The organism is Bradyrhizobium sp. CCGE-LA001, assembly GCF_000296215.2.
Classification (GTDB): Bacteria; Pseudomonadota; Alphaproteobacteria; order Rhizobiales; family Xanthobacteraceae; genus Bradyrhizobium.
In genome coordinates, this window is record NZ_CP013949.1 from 1,796,367 (window position 1) to 1,811,680 (window position 15,314).

At 65.2% G+C, this 15,314-nt stretch carries 17 protein-coding genes; 10 read left to right on the forward strand and 7 right to left on the reverse strand.

The annotated features are described in order from the left end of the window. The first annotated feature begins 6 nt into the window (after window positions 1-6). From mdcC to BCCGELA001_RS08615, 7 genes are read left to right on the forward strand one after another with little or no spacing between them, the layout of a single operon-like run. Complete coding sequence (gene mdcC, locus BCCGELA001_RS08585) at window positions 7-324, forward strand: malonate decarboxylase acyl carrier protein (RefSeq protein WP_008560568.1); 318 nt, start codon at window positions 7-9, stop codon at window positions 322-324. Next, window positions 321-1,256, forward strand: a complete 936-nt coding sequence (locus tag BCCGELA001_RS08590; RefSeq protein WP_008560565.1) for a biotin-independent malonate decarboxylase subunit beta — start codon at window positions 321-323, stop codon at window positions 1,254-1,256. The genes mdcC and BCCGELA001_RS08590 overlap by 4 nt, the downstream gene beginning before the upstream one ends. Further along, the gene (gene mdcE / locus BCCGELA001_RS08595; RefSeq protein WP_008560562.1) at window positions 1,243-1,965 is read left to right on the forward strand and encodes a biotin-independent malonate decarboxylase subunit gamma; all 723 of its coding nucleotides are present in this window, start codon (window positions 1,243-1,245) and stop codon (window positions 1,963-1,965) included. Before BCCGELA001_RS08590 ends, mdcE begins: the two co-directional genes overlap by 14 nt. Continuing rightward, window positions 1,940-2,620 carry a malonate decarboxylase holo-[acyl-carrier-protein] synthase gene (gene mdcG, locus BCCGELA001_RS08600; protein ID WP_060735065.1) on the forward strand — a complete coding sequence of 227 codons (681 nt, stop codon included), beginning with the start codon at window positions 1,940-1,942 and terminating at the stop codon, window positions 2,618-2,620. Before mdcE ends, mdcG begins: the two co-directional genes overlap by 26 nt. Further along, window positions 2,617-3,498 (forward strand): triphosphoribosyl-dephospho-CoA synthase MdcB, encoded by an 882-nt coding sequence (gene mdcB, locus BCCGELA001_RS08605; RefSeq protein ID WP_008560552.1) that lies wholly within the window; start codon window positions 2,617-2,619, stop codon window positions 3,496-3,498. The genes mdcG and mdcB overlap by 4 nt, the downstream gene beginning before the upstream one ends. Then, window positions 3,495-4,442, forward strand: coding sequence for an AEC family transporter (locus BCCGELA001_RS08610; protein WP_060735066.1), 948 nt, complete (start codon window positions 3,495-3,497; stop codon window positions 4,440-4,442). The genes mdcB and BCCGELA001_RS08610 overlap by 4 nt, the downstream gene beginning before the upstream one ends. A 9-nt stretch (window positions 4,443-4,451) precedes the next feature. Then, a complete protein-coding gene (locus BCCGELA001_RS08615) occupies window positions 4,452-5,390 on the forward strand; it encodes an acyltransferase domain-containing protein (protein WP_008560539.1) in 939 nt (312 codons plus the stop codon). A 210-nt stretch (window positions 5,391-5,600) separates the two neighbouring features. Here BCCGELA001_RS08615 and BCCGELA001_RS08620 read toward each other — a convergent pair whose 3' ends face one another. The 7 genes from BCCGELA001_RS08620 to BCCGELA001_RS08650 form a co-directional block, all read right to left on the reverse strand. Next, window positions 5,601-6,614, reverse strand: a complete 1,014-nt coding sequence (locus BCCGELA001_RS08620; RefSeq protein ID WP_060735067.1) for a helix-turn-helix domain-containing protein — start codon at window positions 6,612-6,614, stop codon at window positions 5,601-5,603. 256 nt (window positions 6,615-6,870) lie between these two features. Next, a complete protein-coding gene (locus tag BCCGELA001_RS08625; RefSeq protein WP_008560529.1) occupies window positions 6,871-8,151 on the reverse strand; it encodes a biotin/lipoyl-binding protein in 1,281 nt (426 codons plus the stop codon). Window positions 8,152-8,162: 11 nt separating this feature from the next. Beyond that, the gene (locus BCCGELA001_RS08630) at window positions 8,163-8,366 is read right to left on the reverse strand and encodes a DUF1656 domain-containing protein (protein ID WP_008560527.1); all 204 of its coding nucleotides are present in this window, start codon (window positions 8,364-8,366) and stop codon (window positions 8,163-8,165) included. Then, window positions 8,363-10,252 (reverse strand): FUSC family protein, encoded by a 1,890-nt coding sequence (locus BCCGELA001_RS08635; protein WP_060735068.1) that lies wholly within the window; start codon window positions 10,250-10,252, stop codon window positions 8,363-8,365. Before BCCGELA001_RS08635 ends, BCCGELA001_RS08630 begins: the two co-directional genes overlap by 4 nt. Window positions 10,253-10,415: 163 nt before the next feature. Beyond that, window positions 10,416-10,796, reverse strand: a complete 381-nt coding sequence (locus BCCGELA001_RS08640) for a response regulator transcription factor (RefSeq protein ID WP_060735069.1) — start codon at window positions 10,794-10,796, stop codon at window positions 10,416-10,418. Window positions 10,797-10,897: 101 nt separating this feature from the next. After that, on the reverse strand, window positions 10,898-11,569 hold the full coding sequence (locus BCCGELA001_RS08645) for a response regulator transcription factor (protein WP_008560512.1): 672 nt from the start codon (window positions 11,567-11,569) through the stop codon (window positions 10,898-10,900). After that, window positions 11,566-13,443: an ATP-binding protein gene (locus BCCGELA001_RS08650; RefSeq protein WP_236840836.1), complete on the reverse strand. Its 1,878-nt coding sequence runs from the start codon at window positions 13,441-13,443 to the stop codon at window positions 11,566-11,568. Before BCCGELA001_RS08650 ends, BCCGELA001_RS08645 begins: the two co-directional genes overlap by 4 nt. Window positions 13,444-13,917: 474 nt before the next feature. Between BCCGELA001_RS08650 and BCCGELA001_RS08655 the strand changes: the two genes are divergently transcribed. The 3 genes from BCCGELA001_RS08655 to BCCGELA001_RS08665 all read left to right on the forward strand — a co-directional run bounded on the left by BCCGELA001_RS08655 (window position 13,918) and on the right by BCCGELA001_RS08665 (window position 15,307). Then, window positions 13,918-14,742 carry an AraC family transcriptional regulator gene (locus tag BCCGELA001_RS08655; RefSeq protein WP_060735071.1) on the forward strand — a complete coding sequence of 275 codons (825 nt, stop codon included), beginning with the start codon at window positions 13,918-13,920 and terminating at the stop codon, window positions 14,740-14,742. After that, window positions 14,739-14,948: a hypothetical protein gene (locus BCCGELA001_RS08660; protein ID WP_008560498.1), complete on the forward strand. Its 210-nt coding sequence runs from the start codon at window positions 14,739-14,741 to the stop codon at window positions 14,946-14,948. The genes BCCGELA001_RS08655 and BCCGELA001_RS08660 overlap by 4 nt, the downstream gene beginning before the upstream one ends. 95 nt (window positions 14,949-15,043) lie before the next feature. After that, on the forward strand, window positions 15,044-15,307 hold the full coding sequence (locus BCCGELA001_RS08665) for a DUF3551 domain-containing protein (protein WP_144441211.1): 264 nt from the start codon (window positions 15,044-15,046) through the stop codon (window positions 15,305-15,307). The last annotated feature ends 7 nt before the right edge of the window (window positions 15,308-15,314 follow it).

Below are 15,314 nucleotides of genomic sequence, written 5' to 3' on the forward strand. Positions count from 1 at the left end.
CGGATCATGGAAGATCTCAGCTTTCAACATCAGGTTAGCGCACGCGCGGACGGCACCAGGCGGAGCGCGCTCGTCGGCGTGGTCGCCTCGGGCAATCTGGAAGTGTTGGTGGAGCGCGTGCTGCCGGATGCGCAATGCGCCGTCGTCATCAGGACGGCGGCGGTGGGCTTCAGTGAGGTCTGGACCGCCGTGGTCGACGACTTCGTCGAGCGCTTTTCGCCGGGCGGACTGAAGTTCTCCATCAATGATGGCGGCGCGCGTCCCGATACGGTCTCGCTTCGGCTGGCACAGGCGGTGCGCCTGATCGCGGAGAACGGCCAATGACTGCCACAAAAGACTTCGCGCCGCCCGAACGGGCCCGCAGCACCAGCTTCAACGAGGCGTCGGCGCGCACGCGGCTGGAGCTGCTGCTCGATACCGGCAGCTTCGTCGAGTTCATCGGGCCGGAGCAGCGCGAGATCAGTCCGCATCTGAAGATATTCGATCTGCCCGAGCAGTTCGACGACGGCATCGTGGTCGGCCACGGCCGCCTCGACGGCGAGCCGGTGTTCGTGGCGGCGCAGGAGGGACGCTTCATGGGCGGTGCCTTCGGCGAGGTGCACGGCGCCAAGCTCACCGGGCTGCTGCGTGGCGCGCGCGAGATCGGCACGATCCCGGTTCTCATCCTGTTCGACACCGGCGGCGTCAGGTTGCAAGAAGCCAATGCGGGCGAGCTGGCCATCGCCGAGATCATGCGTGCGGTGATGGAGGCGCGAAGTGCCGGCGTGAAGATCATCGGCCTGATCGGCGGGCGCTCCGGCTGCTATGGCGGCGGCGGCCTGATCGCCGGCTGCTGCTCCGCGCTCGCGGTGTCGGAGCCGGGTCGCATCGCGGTCTCGGGCCCCGAGGTGATTGAGACCAATCGCGGCGTCGAGGAGTTCGACTCGCGGGACAGGGCGCTGGTCTGGCGCACCATGGGCGGCAAGCATCGGCGGCTGCTCGGTGCGGCCGACGTCTTTGCCGACGACACGGTGCAGGATTTTCGCGAGGCCGCGCTCGACCTGATCGGTTCGATCGGCGCCTTCGATCTCGATCGGCTGAAGGCGGAGCAGGTACGCCTGGCGGACCGGTTGCTCCGCTTCGGCGCTTGCGGGGACGCCATCGACATCTGGACCGCCGAAGGCATCGCGCATGCGGAAACGGTGCCGGAGTTGCCGGCCGACCAGTTCATCGCGCTCGCCAACAGGATCGAGAGGACAAGCCGTGACGCTCGATGACATTCTCACTTCGCTGTTTCCCGACGGCCATCAGATCAGGAACGATGGCGGCGTCATCGCCGGCTCGGCGACGCTGCGATCCGGTGGCAGGATGCTCGTCATCGGCGTCGCGGATCGGACCGCGCTCGGCGTCGATGAGGCGATCAGGCTGTCCGGACATGTCCTGGAGTCGATCGGCCGGGACACGGGACCGGTCCTGGTGCTGGTCGACAGCGACAGTCAGCGCATGAGCAAGCGTGACGAGTTGCTCGGTCTCAACGAATTCCTGGCGCATCTGGCGAAGGTGCTGATCCATGCCGACATGCAGGGACGTCCGACCATCGGGCTTCTCTATGGCCACTCGGCGGCAGGGGCCCTGCTTGCGACGGGCCTTGCGACCCGCGTGCTGGTCGGACTGCCCGGCGCCAGCCCCGCGGTGATGGACCTGCCATCGATGGCGAAGGTGACCAAGCTGTCGATGGAGGCGCTTGAAGAGAAGGCGAAATCGACGCCGGTTTTCGCCCCTGGCCTGTCCAATCTCGAACAGATGGGCGCCGTTCACATGATCTGGACCGATGCCGCTCCACTCGTCGATCAGTTGGATGCGCTGCTCGCCGATATGCCGGCGGTGCGCGATCGGAGGGACGTGCTCGGCAAGGAACGCGGTGGCCGGCCGAAAGCCGCCGATATAGCGGAGCGCGTTCGTGATCTCGCCTTGCAAATCCGCTGAGCGCCCGGCCCGTCGTCATGACCTCGTCTTCGTCAGTCCGCGAGGCTGGCGCGCGATGCTCGACCCGCATGGCGATCTCGCGTGCGATCCCCTCGTCCTTCACTGGGTAGAACTCGGCTGGCCGACAATCAGGCGGCGTGCGCTGCCATCCGAGGCAACCGGTCTTGCGCTGGGCTTGCCGCTGCCGCCATCCGCCGGTAAGAAGCGGCTCTCCCTTCTCGCCGGGCTCGATGACATCATCGCGGTTGCGAGGCCTCCGTCGCTGAGGGAAGCGCGTTTGTCCGCGCCGCCGTGCTGGCGGCCCACACTCGATCGGCTCGAGGAGCTCACGCTCCGCCATTCGGCGCCCGCACGCGTGTTTGGCAGCCTCGCATGGCAGTCGCTGACCGGACTGGACTACGTCACCACGGGCTCGGATCTCGACCTCCTGTTCGAGACGCGACCCGAAATTGACCTGGATCGTCTCGTCGCCGATCTGGCTGAGGTCGAGATCGAAGCTCCGATGCGGCTCGATGGCGAGCTGATGCGCGCCGATGGCGCGGCGGTGAATTGGCGGGAATTCAGTGCAGGTGCAAGCGAGCTTCTGGTCAAGAGCATCGACGGCGTATCCCTTCTGGACAGGGCCCAGTTCATCTCGGGAGCGACGAGACCATGATTGCTGCAGCCTTGCGAGGTGCCGAACCGCTCGCTCCACGCCGGGCGCGAATTGCGACCGATGTCTCCGCCATCGGCGATCTCGCTGCCGATTGTCTCGTCAAGGAGCTGGAAACCTGGCCGAAGCCGGGGCTGGTGAGCCACGTCGACAACGGCAGTCACGATGACATGGATGCTGGCACGTTTCGTCGCAGCGCCGAGGCGATCAAGCCCTATCTTCAATCGCTTGCCGATGCGGGCGCGCGCAATTGCGGCATGGGACGGCTGCGGATCATCGGCCTCGACGCTGAGCGCGCGATGTTTGCAGCGACGTCCGGCGTCAACACGCATCGCGGCGCGATCTTCGGGCTTGGCCTGTTGTGTGCGGCGGCCGGTGCGCGGGCTGGCGGGCTGGTCGATCCGGCGCTCCGGCTCGGCGATGTCGTGGCTCGCCGCTGGGGCGTCGACATCCTCGATGGTCCGATGCTGCTGCACAGCCACGGCAACGCTGCGCGCCGTCGTTTTCATGCAGGTGGTGCCAGTCGCGAAGCGGCGAACGGATTTCCCAGTATCTACCGGATCGGCTTGCCCGCCTTGCGGCAGGCGATATCCGCTGCCCCCGAAGATAGAGAAGCAGCTCGGGTTGAGGCGTGTTTTGCCCTGATTGCGTCCGTGGAAGACACCAACCTGTTGCATCGGGGCGGGCTCGACGGGCTTCACTTTGCGCATCGCGCGGCGCGCCAGTTCATCGATGCCGGCGGCATACGTGCCGCGGGATGGCGTGAACGCGCACGATCGATCCATGACAGTTTCGTCGCCCGCCGCCTCAGCCCCGGTGGATCGGCAGACCTGCTCGCCATGTCGCTCTTCGTCGACGCTCACGACGCACCGGGGGCATGATGTCCAATGCAATCCTGATGGCGCTGGTGCCGGTGTTCTTCGTCCTGTTGCTGGGATACGCCGCCGGCAGGCTTCATATCGTCGACAATCTGCACGTTGGTGCGCTCAATGCCCTCGTGATGGATTTTGCCGTGCCGGCGTCGCTGTTCGCGGCGACCGCATCTGCGTCACGCACGGCGATGATCGAGCAAATTCCGCTCTTCGTCGTCCTGGCCTTGACGATGGCGCTGCTCTATACCGCTTGGTACCTTGCCGCGCGCGGCCTGAAGATCTCGCCGCCCGATGCGTCGATCCAGGCATTGACGATCGGCTTCCCGAATCTTGCTGGCGTCGGTCTTCCGATCCTGACCTCCATCGTCGGACCGGCCGGAGTCGTTCCGGTCGCCGTCGCATTGGCGACCGGTTCGATCCTGATCAGCCCGGTGACCCTGATCATCGCGGAAATGGACGCCGCCAAGGCGCGCGGCGAGGTCATGGCATTACGGCAGATCCTGACCGCCGTCGAGCGCGCAGTCACAAAGCCCGTGGTGCTCGCGCCCGCGCTAGGCATCATGTTCTCGCTATCGAATGTCAGCCTTGATGCGCTCGCCCATGCGTGCCTCGCGCTGATCGGCAGCTCGGCCGCGGGCGTCGCCCTGTTCCTGACCGGCGCGATTCTGTCGGCGCACCGGTTCCAGCTGAACTTGAAGGTCGCAGCCGCAACGGTGACTGCGGACATCGTTCGGCCGCTCGCTGCCATTGCAGTCACTCATGTCGTCCCGATCTCGCCCGATACCGCGAGGACGGCCGTTCTGCTCGCCGCGGTACCTTCCGGCTTTTTCGGCATCCTGTTTGCCGTGAATTATCGGCTGGATTCCGCGACGGTGGGCTCCGTGGTCATCGCGAGCACTGGCGTAAGTGCGGTCACTCTGGCGATCGCGATCGCCATGCTCTTTCCTAGCTAGGCCGCAACCATGACGCTGGCGATCCTGTGTGCGGGACAAGGCAGGCAGCACCGCGACATGTTCGCTCTGACTGGCGATGTGCCGGAGGCTGCGCACCTGTTTGCGCACGCGGCGACATTGCTGGGCGGCTGCGATCCGCGCGGGTTCGTGCGCAGCGAGGCCGATGAGTCTCTGCATCGCAACCGCGCCGGCCAGATTCTGTGCACAGTCCAGGCGCTCGCCGCCGCAGCCACGCTCAAAGCTTCAATTCCGAATGGCGTCATCGTCGCCGGCTATAGTGTCGGCGAGGTTGCCGCGTGGGCCGTCGGTCGCCTGTTCGAACCGGCGGTTACGCTCGATATCGTCGCGCGCCGGGCAGAAGCCATGGATGCGGCCACGACCGCCGGCGATGGACTGGTCTTCGTGCGCGGACTTTCGCGCGGCGACGTCGACCGTCTCTGCGAGCGCTACGGTGCGGCGATCGCCATCGTCAATCCGGGCGGTGCCTTTGTGATCGGGGGCAGCCGCGAGGCATTGAGCGGGATCGCTGTGGCCGCAAGGGCGATGCACGGGCCAAGGATCGTCGATGTCCCGGTCGAGGTTGCCTCCCACACGCAACGGCTCGTCGAAGCATCGGCCGAGTTTCGCAACATCCTGCGGTCAGCATCCGTTGCGTTCCCGCCGGCCGGCGGTGCGCGTGTCCTGAGTGGCATCGACGGCGCGCCCATCGCTTCCGCGGAAACCGGTCTCGACAAGCTCGCCGCGCAGATCTCGCAAACCGTGCAGTGGGAGAGCTGCCTGCAGGCCTGTCTGGAAGCGGGCGCGACGGCGTTTCTCGAACTTGGGCCGGGGCACGCGCTGAGCGCGATGGTCAGGGGTATCGGGCCCGATCTGCCGGCGCATTCGCTGGATGATTTCAGGAGTCTCGACGGAGTCCGCACCTGGCTTGCGCGCCAACTCGGCGATTAGACACATCAATTCCTTCCAGCTTCGAATGGTACGTGCGAGCTAAAAAAAAGGGGCCGTCCTCCTTGGGAGAGAGGACGGCCCTAATGCTCGTACGCCTGGGAGGAGAGACGCGAGCCGTGACTTGGGGTCTCAGTCACTAACATCTCCAGCATCGCCGATCGGGCGGAAGAAGTATTTCAAGTAATCAGGTTGTTTCTCATTTCGCATGATTCACGAAAGGGCAGCGGGCAGAAGGTGAGACACGACCTTGCGCCCCAAAGCTGGATCGTCGCCGGCCGGCACAGGCGAGACCTGCGCATTCCGGCTCGCGCATCGCCAGCGTGCCGGGGTGTTGCCCGTGATCCGCTTGAAGACGGTGGAGAAATGTGCCTGCGTGCAGAAGCCCACCGCCAGCGCCACCTCGGCCAGGGATGTCTCGGAATTCAGCAGCAGGGTTTTCGCCTGCTCGATGCGCTGATGCAGCAGATATTCGCGCGGCCGATATCCGGTTGCGGCCCGGAACTGCGCCGCAAAATGCATCCGCGATAGCCCCGCGACGCCGGCGAGGTCCGACAGGCTGATGCAATGGTCGAAATGCGTCCTGACATAGTCCTCAATGCGGCGCAGACGCCATTTCGGCAGAGCGTTGACTTTCGTGCGCGGCACTTCGCGCCGGGCCACATGCATTGCCAGGGTCTGGGCGATGCAGCGCGCGAAATCCTGGTCGACCAGATGGCCGTGTTCGGTCAGCGCCTTTGCAAGCTGCTCGGCGAATGGGTCGCGCAGCAGAACCAGATCGTTCAGGCCGTCGGTCGTGACCGGATGCTTTCCCTTTTCCGGCGGCGGAAGGCAATTGGCCGGAACGTGGAAGTGCAGGAAATCGCATGGCGCCTGGAACTGCGCGCAAAGCTGCTTCGACGGTGCGCCGACATAGAGCGTCCCCGCCGGCATGATGCCGTCGAATATGGTTTGAGGGCCTCTGGTCAGCTTGAGACGGGTCGTCTTCAGGGCGATGGCGAAGAAGTACCGGTCGGCAGGCGTCGTCGCTTCCTCGCGGCTCACAGCCGCCTGCGTGGAGGTCCAGCGCGAGATCATGATGTCCTCGCGCCCGCTGCCCACGCGTTGCTCCGGCTGGCGCCATCTTTGCTCGCGGAGAAACGCGCGTGCACCCTGAGGAAAATCCGGTTCGCGAGGGCTGGGTTGATACGTCAACCGGGCACCCGCCGCCTGCATATCGGTGAACATCGTTCGTCCCATCCTTGGTCCAACTGGCGGCGTGACCGCAGCTGAACGTTGTTGATCCATGCTCGAACGATAGGTCTGAAGCCGTCACAAGGCTCGTTAGAGTTGCTTAAATCGTGTTAGATTTTGCGAATGCGGCAGGTGCGGCCGGAGGCTCAAGACTGCCGATTAAGCAAAAAAATCAAAGGCTTCTGCATAAGGCCGGGCGGTGCGGCCTCGATTCAGGAGCCGCAATCCCGCGCTCCGAAAGCCGGGCGGTTCAGGGCAGCCGAGGCGAGACGTCAATGCCAGGCGTGAGGCCCGGCGCGAGCTTCTCCGCCGACGGAATCGCTGGCACCCGCGCATAGGGAAGCGTGCTCACCTCGGCAGGCTGTTGGGACGCGGATTGGAGGCAATCCGGGCGGGATAGATTTCCGGCGCCGAACACATCGAAGATCGGGTCGACGAGCGCCGCACGGAGGCGCCGGGTCCAGTTTTGCCTATCATCCGCGCCGGGCTGCCGGATCGTCACCGTGGCGGTCATGCCGGAGACGAGCGGCACGTCCGCCGGCACCGTGTCGATGGCGAGGCGCACTGGAACACGCTGGGCAAGCCGCACCCAGGTGTAGATCGGGTCGACATTGGGAAGGCCTTGCGTGCCGACTGCGGCGTTCGACACGCTCACGCCGCGCGTCACGGTTTTCACGTGTCCGAGAATGGGCCTGGAATAGCCGACGAGCTGGGCCTCCGCGCGATCGCCGACGCAGACGCGCGCCATCTTGGTCTCTTCGAAATAGCCGTCGATCCAGAAGCTGTTGGAATCGATGACTGAGATGTTGCTCACGCCGGTCGTGGCAAAGTCTCCGACGCGCAGCAGCAGGTTGGTGACGTAACCGTCGACAGGGCTGACCACATTGGTCCGCTTCAGGTTTAGCTCGGCCTGTGCGAGCTGGTGCGCCGCGGCCTCGAAGGCAGCTTTTGCCTGCGCCGCATTGCCGGCAAAGATCTGCTGCTCCTCCGGCGTCGTGGCTAGGTCCGAGAGGTGCTGGCGACGGTCGAACTCGGCCTGCTTCACCTCCAGATCCGCCGCCCGCTGGTCGACTAGCGCCTTGTCGATGCGGACGGCGACATCGAAGTCGAAGGGATCGATGACGTAGAGGACGTCGCCCTTGTGGACGAACTGGTTGTCGGCCACCCGCAGCTCCATGATCTTGCCCGAGATCTGCGGTGCGACGTTGGCGACCTGCACGCGAACGCTGCCATTGCGTGTCCAGGGCGCGCTTACGTAGTGCTCCCATGTCGCGACCGCGATCCAGACGGCGACCAGCGCGATGCCGAGGGTCGCAAGATGCTTGCTGGCCCCGACCATCAGCCGTCCGATGGTCCTGCGCTGCGACTTCGGGAACGATGCGGATTGCCAAGATGCGCTGCCGCCGGTGCTGCGGTCGCCGGTATCGCGCGCCATGGGCTGTTCGAGGCCGGCGCGGTCGATCGTGTCGGCGGCGCCGGCTCGCGCCTCGTCATCGACTGACGCAGAATCTTGGGGCAGGGCAGTAGCCATGGCTTTTCTCGCTAGAGCAACAAGACGAGCAACCCGAACATCGCCACGTAGAGGCTGAGCTCGGCCAGCGAGGGGTTGCTGAACAGTCTGGCGAATCCGACCAGCCGCAGCACGGGGCGAAGCAGCAGGAACGCCACCAGCGCTATGACGGCGTAGGACACGATGGGCGCGATGAGGACGCCGCCGATGACGAGCTCGCAATAGGTGTTCGTCACTGCCGCTCCTCCCTGCGGGGGCCGGCGAAAGTCTGTTGCGGTTCGAACGCGACGCTCGTCGAAACGAGTGCGGCAAGCGCGGGCTCGACGGTGAGGTGACGCTCCGATGCCGCCAGACGCAGCACCTCGGCGGCGGCCAGCATTGCGCGGTCATTCCGAAAAGCGAGAGCGGTTCTCGCGGCGCGTGCGGCTTCGGCGAGTGGACCTGCCGCCAGCCGGTCGAGCTCGGCGCGGCACCGTCGAAGCGCCACTGCCTGATCGAAGCAGCACATGGCCTCTGCGACGGCCCGCTGGTGGGCCGCCGAGTTGCCGCCGGCGGCCAAGATCTGGCCGATACGCGCGGCATCGCGAAACGCTGCTTCCTCGGGCGCTAAGTGCCGGACTTCTCCGGAAACCAGGCGGTTCAGCTCGCGATGCGCCGCGCCCAGCAGCAGGCTGGTGCGCCGATCGTTGGACAAGGACGGCAGCACGAGCTGCGTCGCAAACGCCAGAACCGCGGACAGCTGGGCAAACAGGCATGTGACCAGAAATGTTTCGGGATCGTAGTTCTGGGGATTGCTCGGCGCGAGCACGGCGAGAGTGAAGACGAGGATGAGTCGGCCGAGCGATGATCGCGCGGGGTTCGGCGACGCAATCAGCAGCGCCAGGCCGATCACGACAGGCGCAAGGCCGATCGCCAGCAGCTGAAACTCGGAAACGCCGTTGAAGACCAGATACTTCAGGCCGCCGGCGAGCAGACAGGCCGGCGGCATGGCAAGGACCGCCAGCATCGTGAAGCCGCGCGGATCTGGAGCCGTAGAGCTCAAGCCAATGATGACCGCAGCGAGCGCCAGACAGAGCTCCGTGGACGGCCATCCCGCCATCACGAAGATGATTGCAACGAGCATGAAGTGGATCGCGGCCCTGACCGCGCCTTCGCCCGCGATGCGGCGCGAGCGGTACAGCGGCGCGCGCCATTGCCGCAACGGATGCTCGCCGGCCCGCATCGCCGCGAGGCTGCGGCACGGCTCGTCATTCGCGCGGGCGATCTCGCTGCGTAGGTGAGCCCTGGAGATCGCCAGCAGGCTGCCATGACGATCATCCGGGGTTACGAATACGGCCGGCAGCGCCACAAATGCGCGGGCGAGCGCCAGCTGGTTCACGAGGTGCACCATGGCGGAGCGCGCGGCTGCCGTTCGTGCCGTGCCGACGCTCGATTCCGTGGTGAGGCTCGCGATCTCCGGACGCAGTGCCACGATGTCACGCAGCAGGTGTGCTGCGTCCTGTGTGGATGCAGCTTCGCCGCGGATGGCGGCATGCGCGAAATCCATGACGCGGCGATGCAGCGCCTCGAGGCGGCTTGCGAGAACCGGATGATAGTCAGGCGCGGCCAGCACTTCGTTGACCAGGGCCACCGCAAGGACACCGATGCCGATGGCGGCGCCGCGCGCGACACCGGTGGGAAACACTTGCAGCGGGCTGTCGATCTGCTCGATGGCGATCAGGGCAACCGTGATGCAGGAGAGAGCCGCCGCATAGGCGCGGTTCCCATCCAGCATCCCCGCCACATAGACGCAGAGGCCTATCCAGACGGCGAATGCCGCCAGCAGCAGACCGCCGGTCTGCGAAAACATGCCGGCGATCGCGATCGATGCCGCCACGCCGATGGCCGTCGCGAGCAGCCGGTAGCCGGCCTTTTCCATGCCCTGGCCGCGTGTGGGCAGCGCCAGCACCGCGACAGTCAGGGCCGCCGAGGAGGGGGATTCGAGCTCGAGCCAAAAGCTCACATAGAGCGCAAGGAGCATTGCCAGCCACACGCGCAGCGCGAAGACCCAGGACCTCGCCGGCAAGCCGGCGAGGAGCCATGGGCGCGCCTGGGCAACGGCACTGCTGGAGTTCACTTGCATCGCGGAGCGTCCTTTGGCGGCGCAGGTGGCACCACCAATGTCGTGACTTCACGCGACTATTGGGCTGGTATTCCCCGCCGGTCTTTCCGCGCCACCCATCCGATTGCCGGAATGCACGTTGGGCATCCGAAGACGGTCTGCGTTCATCAAAAGGGGGAACTGGCTAGTGCGGTGCGTCGCCCGCCAGCGCCTCTTCGAGGCAGCGGATGATCTCGTCGCCGCTCGAGGGCTTGCCGAGATAGCAGTGCGCGCCTGCGGCCATCACCCGCTGGCGCACCGTCTCGCTCGGAAACGCCGTCATGAAGATGATCGGGAAACGGCGACCGGAGGCAACCAGCTGCGCCTGCATCTCGTCACCGGTCATGGCCGGCATTTGGACGTCGGCGATCATGCATTCCGGATCGTTTCCCGGCGGTTGCCGCAGGAAATCGACTCCGGATTCATAGGCATGCGCCTCATAGCCGAGCGAACGCACCAGGCTCGCGAGCGAGGTGCGAACGCCTTCGTCGTCGTCCACGATCGCAATCACCGGGGTCTTGGCCATTGGCACACATCCTGACCGCGGTGTTCCGCAAGGAGGACATCTCCCATTGCGCGGCCGATAGCTCCTTATATGACCGCGGAGCAGCCTTGCCGAAACTATACTCAGGTTTGGTCCGTAGTCCTGCGGGTCTGGGAAACCCCGAGCGCCTCGGCCTTGCGAACGAGGTCGGCCAGTGACTTAACGCCCATCTTGCGCATGACGTTCCCGCGGTGGATCTTGACCGTGATCTCGCTCAGGCCGATCAGGCCGGCGACCTGCTTGTTCATCAATCCGGCGGTAACATGGCCCATGACCTCGCGCTCGCGTGCAGTCAAGGTCTCGTATTGGGCCCGGATATCCTCCTTCGCCGAGGTTTCAGCCCGGTACTGCGCATCGCGTTCGAGCGCCGCGGTCACGGCGTCGAGCATGTCCTGGTCGCGAAACGGCTTGGCGAGGAAGTCGACCGCGCCGGCCTTCATGGCGCGCACCGACATGGGAATGTCGCCATGGCCGGTCATGAATATGATGGGATAGTTGATGCCCTGGCGGGTCAATTGGCCCTGGAGGTCGAGCCCGCTCACGCCCGGAAGCCTGACGTCTAGCACGATACAGCCGGGGCCGTCCGGCAGCGTGCCGCCAAGCAGTTCGGCCGGTGAGCCGAACAGGCGTGTCTCCAGACCAACGGACCGGAACAGGCTGTCGAGCGAGGCGCGAATGCCCGCGTCGTCATCGACGATGATGACGACGGAACGGGAGGGGGTGGCCGGCGGAGGCGGCTGGCTTGGTCGTGTCATGGCGAGGCGCGCTGTTGGCTGAAGGGCAGTGTCAGGCGGAATGTCGCTCCCGAGCCGGGGATGCTCTCTGCCGACAACTGGCCGCCATGAGCTTCCACTGTCGTTCGGCAGATCGCAAGTCCCATGCCCATTCCACCGTGCTTGGTCGTAAAGAACGGATCGAACAGGCGCGGCAGGTCGTCAGGGCTGATGCCGGGCCCGCTGTCCTGCACCGTGATGACGATGCTCTCCCCATCGGCGGTGCCGGTGCGTAGCGTGACGATGCGGGAACCGGATTGGCTCGACATGGCCTGGCCGGCATTGATCAGCAGATTGACGAGCACCTGTTGGAGTTGGATCCGGTCGCCACGGATCGGCGGCAGGCCAGGTTCCGTCTCGATGGCGAGGACGACGTCGTCCTTTGCGAACTCGCGGGCCACGAGGGAGGTGGCTTCCTCGATGATCTCGCTGATCTGCAGCTGATCCTTCTGGGGCGGTGCTTTCTTGAGGAAATTGCGGATGCGGGCCACGATCTCACTGGCTCGCCGGCCCTGAGCGACAACGTGGCCCATCGTGGTCGCGACCTCCTTCAGATCGGGCACGTCGCGCCGCAGCCACCGCAGGCCGGCTTCGCCGCTGGTGACGATCGCTGCCAGCGGCTGGTTCACCTCGTGGGCAATGGAGGCGCTGATCTCGCCCAAGGTGGCGACGCGCGCCGCATGCGCGAGATCCGCTTGCGCGGCGAGCAGCGCATCCTGCGCCTGCCTGCGCTCGGTGATATCGATGACGAAGGCGAGCACGTTACGATCTCCATCCGGCTCGGCCGGAAAGGTGATCGTGAACAGCACGGGGACCTTGCGTCCGTCCAGCCTGACGATCTCAGTCTCGCCTTCGTAAAAGGGTTCGCCTTCGGCGAATGCCAGTAATGCGCCGAGAAAGCTGCGGTCGTTCTGGCCGAGGAGTTTGTCGACATTGGCGATGAAGGCCGAAGAGCCGTCCGCGCCTGCCATCTTCTGCATGGCCGGATTGACATCGGTGATTTTGGCGAGCCGGCGGGCAGAGCGGACGATATCGGGATGTCGCGCCAAATGATTGCGCAAGCCGGCGCCGCCAGTGTCCAGCGCGTTCAGCGTGGCCCGTACCTCGGTCCAGTCCTCCTCCACCACGCCGATCCGGCTTGCGTCGAACATCCGGCGGTATCGCTGCTCGCTCTGCACCAGGGCGCTGTGCGCCGCCACGCGATCCGTGACGTCGGTGTGCGTTTCAAGCACGCCGACCGGCTTGCCGAGATGGTCGTGCTGCACGGCCCAGCGGGCATCGACCATGAGTGTAGCACCGTCCTTCGTGCGCTGCTCCACTCTGCCTTCCCAGCGGCCGGTCTCGAGCAGAACACGCTCGATTGCCTCTCGCTTGTCTGGATAGGTGGTCCGCAGCAACGCGTCGGCGGAGCGCCCGAGCGCATCACCGGCCGGCCAGCCATAGGTCTGCTCCGCGGCCTTGTTCCAGAAGCTGATCATGCCGGCGCGATCGCGGACGAAGATCATGTCATGCGAGAGGTTGAGCAGGCGCGCCTGCGCCGCCAGGCGGTTGGTTGCGGCATGGTTCTGCAGCGCCAGCAGCGTGGTGATGGTGATGGCCGCAAGGCTCACCACGGCACGAAGGGCCGGCGAGGCGATGTGCTGGAGATCATGCGAGAGCAGATAGGCCGTGATCGTCAGCACCGCGCAGCCGCTCGCCGCGACCACGATGTCATTGCGCCGGTTCGTCCGCGCAGCGAGCAGTATCGCAACGACATAGAGAACGGCGACCGCGCCTTCGAGCGGCGTCAGGACATCGATGAGGAAAACCGCGAGGGCGAGGATTGCGGACCAGAACCGCAGGCCTGCGCGGCTCATGGACGAGCCCGTAACCCGATCAGGAGTCGTCATCGTCGCTGGTCGTCGTTCGCTTCATTCCAGCTGCGTTGATGCCGCGATTTTGTGGCGCCGACAACATCTGGCTGCGTGATTTTCGTGCTCTCTTGGAAGACCGCATGACCGGCCGGAGGCCGCGCGGCCAATGGGGCAGGCAATCTCTCGAAAAACAGCAATTCTCCGCGATTTTCCCCAGCGGTGGCGCGTCAACTTACCGCAGGTGCATGGCGCAGCGCCGTCGGTCGATTCGTCAATGCTTGGACGGTGTCCGGCCGCCGGTCAACTCAGCGGCCTCGCTGCGATCATACCTAGGTATGATGCGATCAACCCGAGAACCTATCGGTCCACCCGCGCGTAGAATGGAGCGCGCGGCCCCTCGAATTACTCTGCTCCCATGACGTTCGGACAACCCGGCCAGGCTTTCGCCGGATCGAAACGGGACAAGGAGCTTCGACGATGTCGCTACAGCTGTCACAGCCGCTTACCACCAAGGATCATGCATTCGGCTCGATCGATGTCTCGGAGATCGACGGCAGCAGGCGCCGGCGCTCGGGATATTCCGGTCAGGCCGGCAAGGAGGGGACGACGATGTCTCTGGTTCACCTCGATGTTGCACTCGCCATCGAGGCGCCGGATATGCAGAGGTCCGCTCGCGAGTCCGGCTTCAGGGTGTCTGCCAAGCGGCTCGATCGGGAATGCGGTGCAGAGGAGTCCACGGATCCCGTGATGCGGCGGCTTTCGGACGCGCTCGCGGCGACCGAGATCATGCACCATCCCCATTCGGCCATCCTCGCCGATGCGTTGCGTCTTGCCATTGTGACCCGCCGCGCCAGCGCACAGACCGTGACTCAGCGCAGTGAGGCCGAGCCCGATAACGACGAGCGTGAAGGCCGTGCGTGCCGCACCGTGCGGTCGTTGCAGAAATGGCGCCTCAAGCGCGTGATGCAATATGTCGACGAAAATCTGGGCGCGAAGATCACGCTGGAGCAGCTCGCCGCCGTTGCCGGGCTCAGCCGGATGCACTTTGCCGCGCAGTTCCGGGCGGCGGTCGGCATGCGGCCTCACGAATTTCTGTTGAAGCGCCGGATCGAGCGTGCCCAGGAACTGCTGAAGCAAGGCGACGTCTCGCTGGTCGACACCGCCTTGACGGTGGGATTCCAGACCCAGGCGCACTTCACGACGGTGTTCAAGCGGTTCGTCGGCGATACGCCCTATCAATGGCGCAGCGCCTATCTGGCGCAATTCATGCCGCTGCCGCGCGCGGAAGCTGTGCCGTCATGACCGAGATCGCAATTCAGCTGCTGATGTTGCCGCTGGCCGGCATCCACATGACGCCCGCGCACAACGAGGTCACGGGCTGGCTCGAAATTGCCCGTGCTCTTGGCAATTCCTACCGTCTGGCTTCTTCAGGGCTGGGGCTCGGCGCGCTCTATGGCCGCTTCATCTTCAGCTTCTGCAGAGCCACCGTCGCAGTTGTCGCGCGATAGCAGGCAACGGATCGGCCGATCGTGCGATCGGCCTGCAACGATGCAACGGCGGCGCAATACCCGAACGACGCCGGGCCGGAACGCGAACCAGGAGAATGATGATGGCGAGGCGACGACATGTGATTTCATCGCTGATGTTCGGCGGTGCGCTCGTTGCGATCATCGGCATTTCCGAGGCGACGCTCGAGCCGCCGGAGCCGTATGGCGACCGCTTCTGCCTCCTCGATGACGGGCATCAAACCTGCGGCTTTGCAACACTGGCCCTGTGCATGAAAAGCATAACGGGTGCGGAAGCGGAGTGCGTCCGTGAGGCCGCCGACGACAAGAACGCAGATCGGGCGGGTCGGCACGAGCATTGAGGCTGCG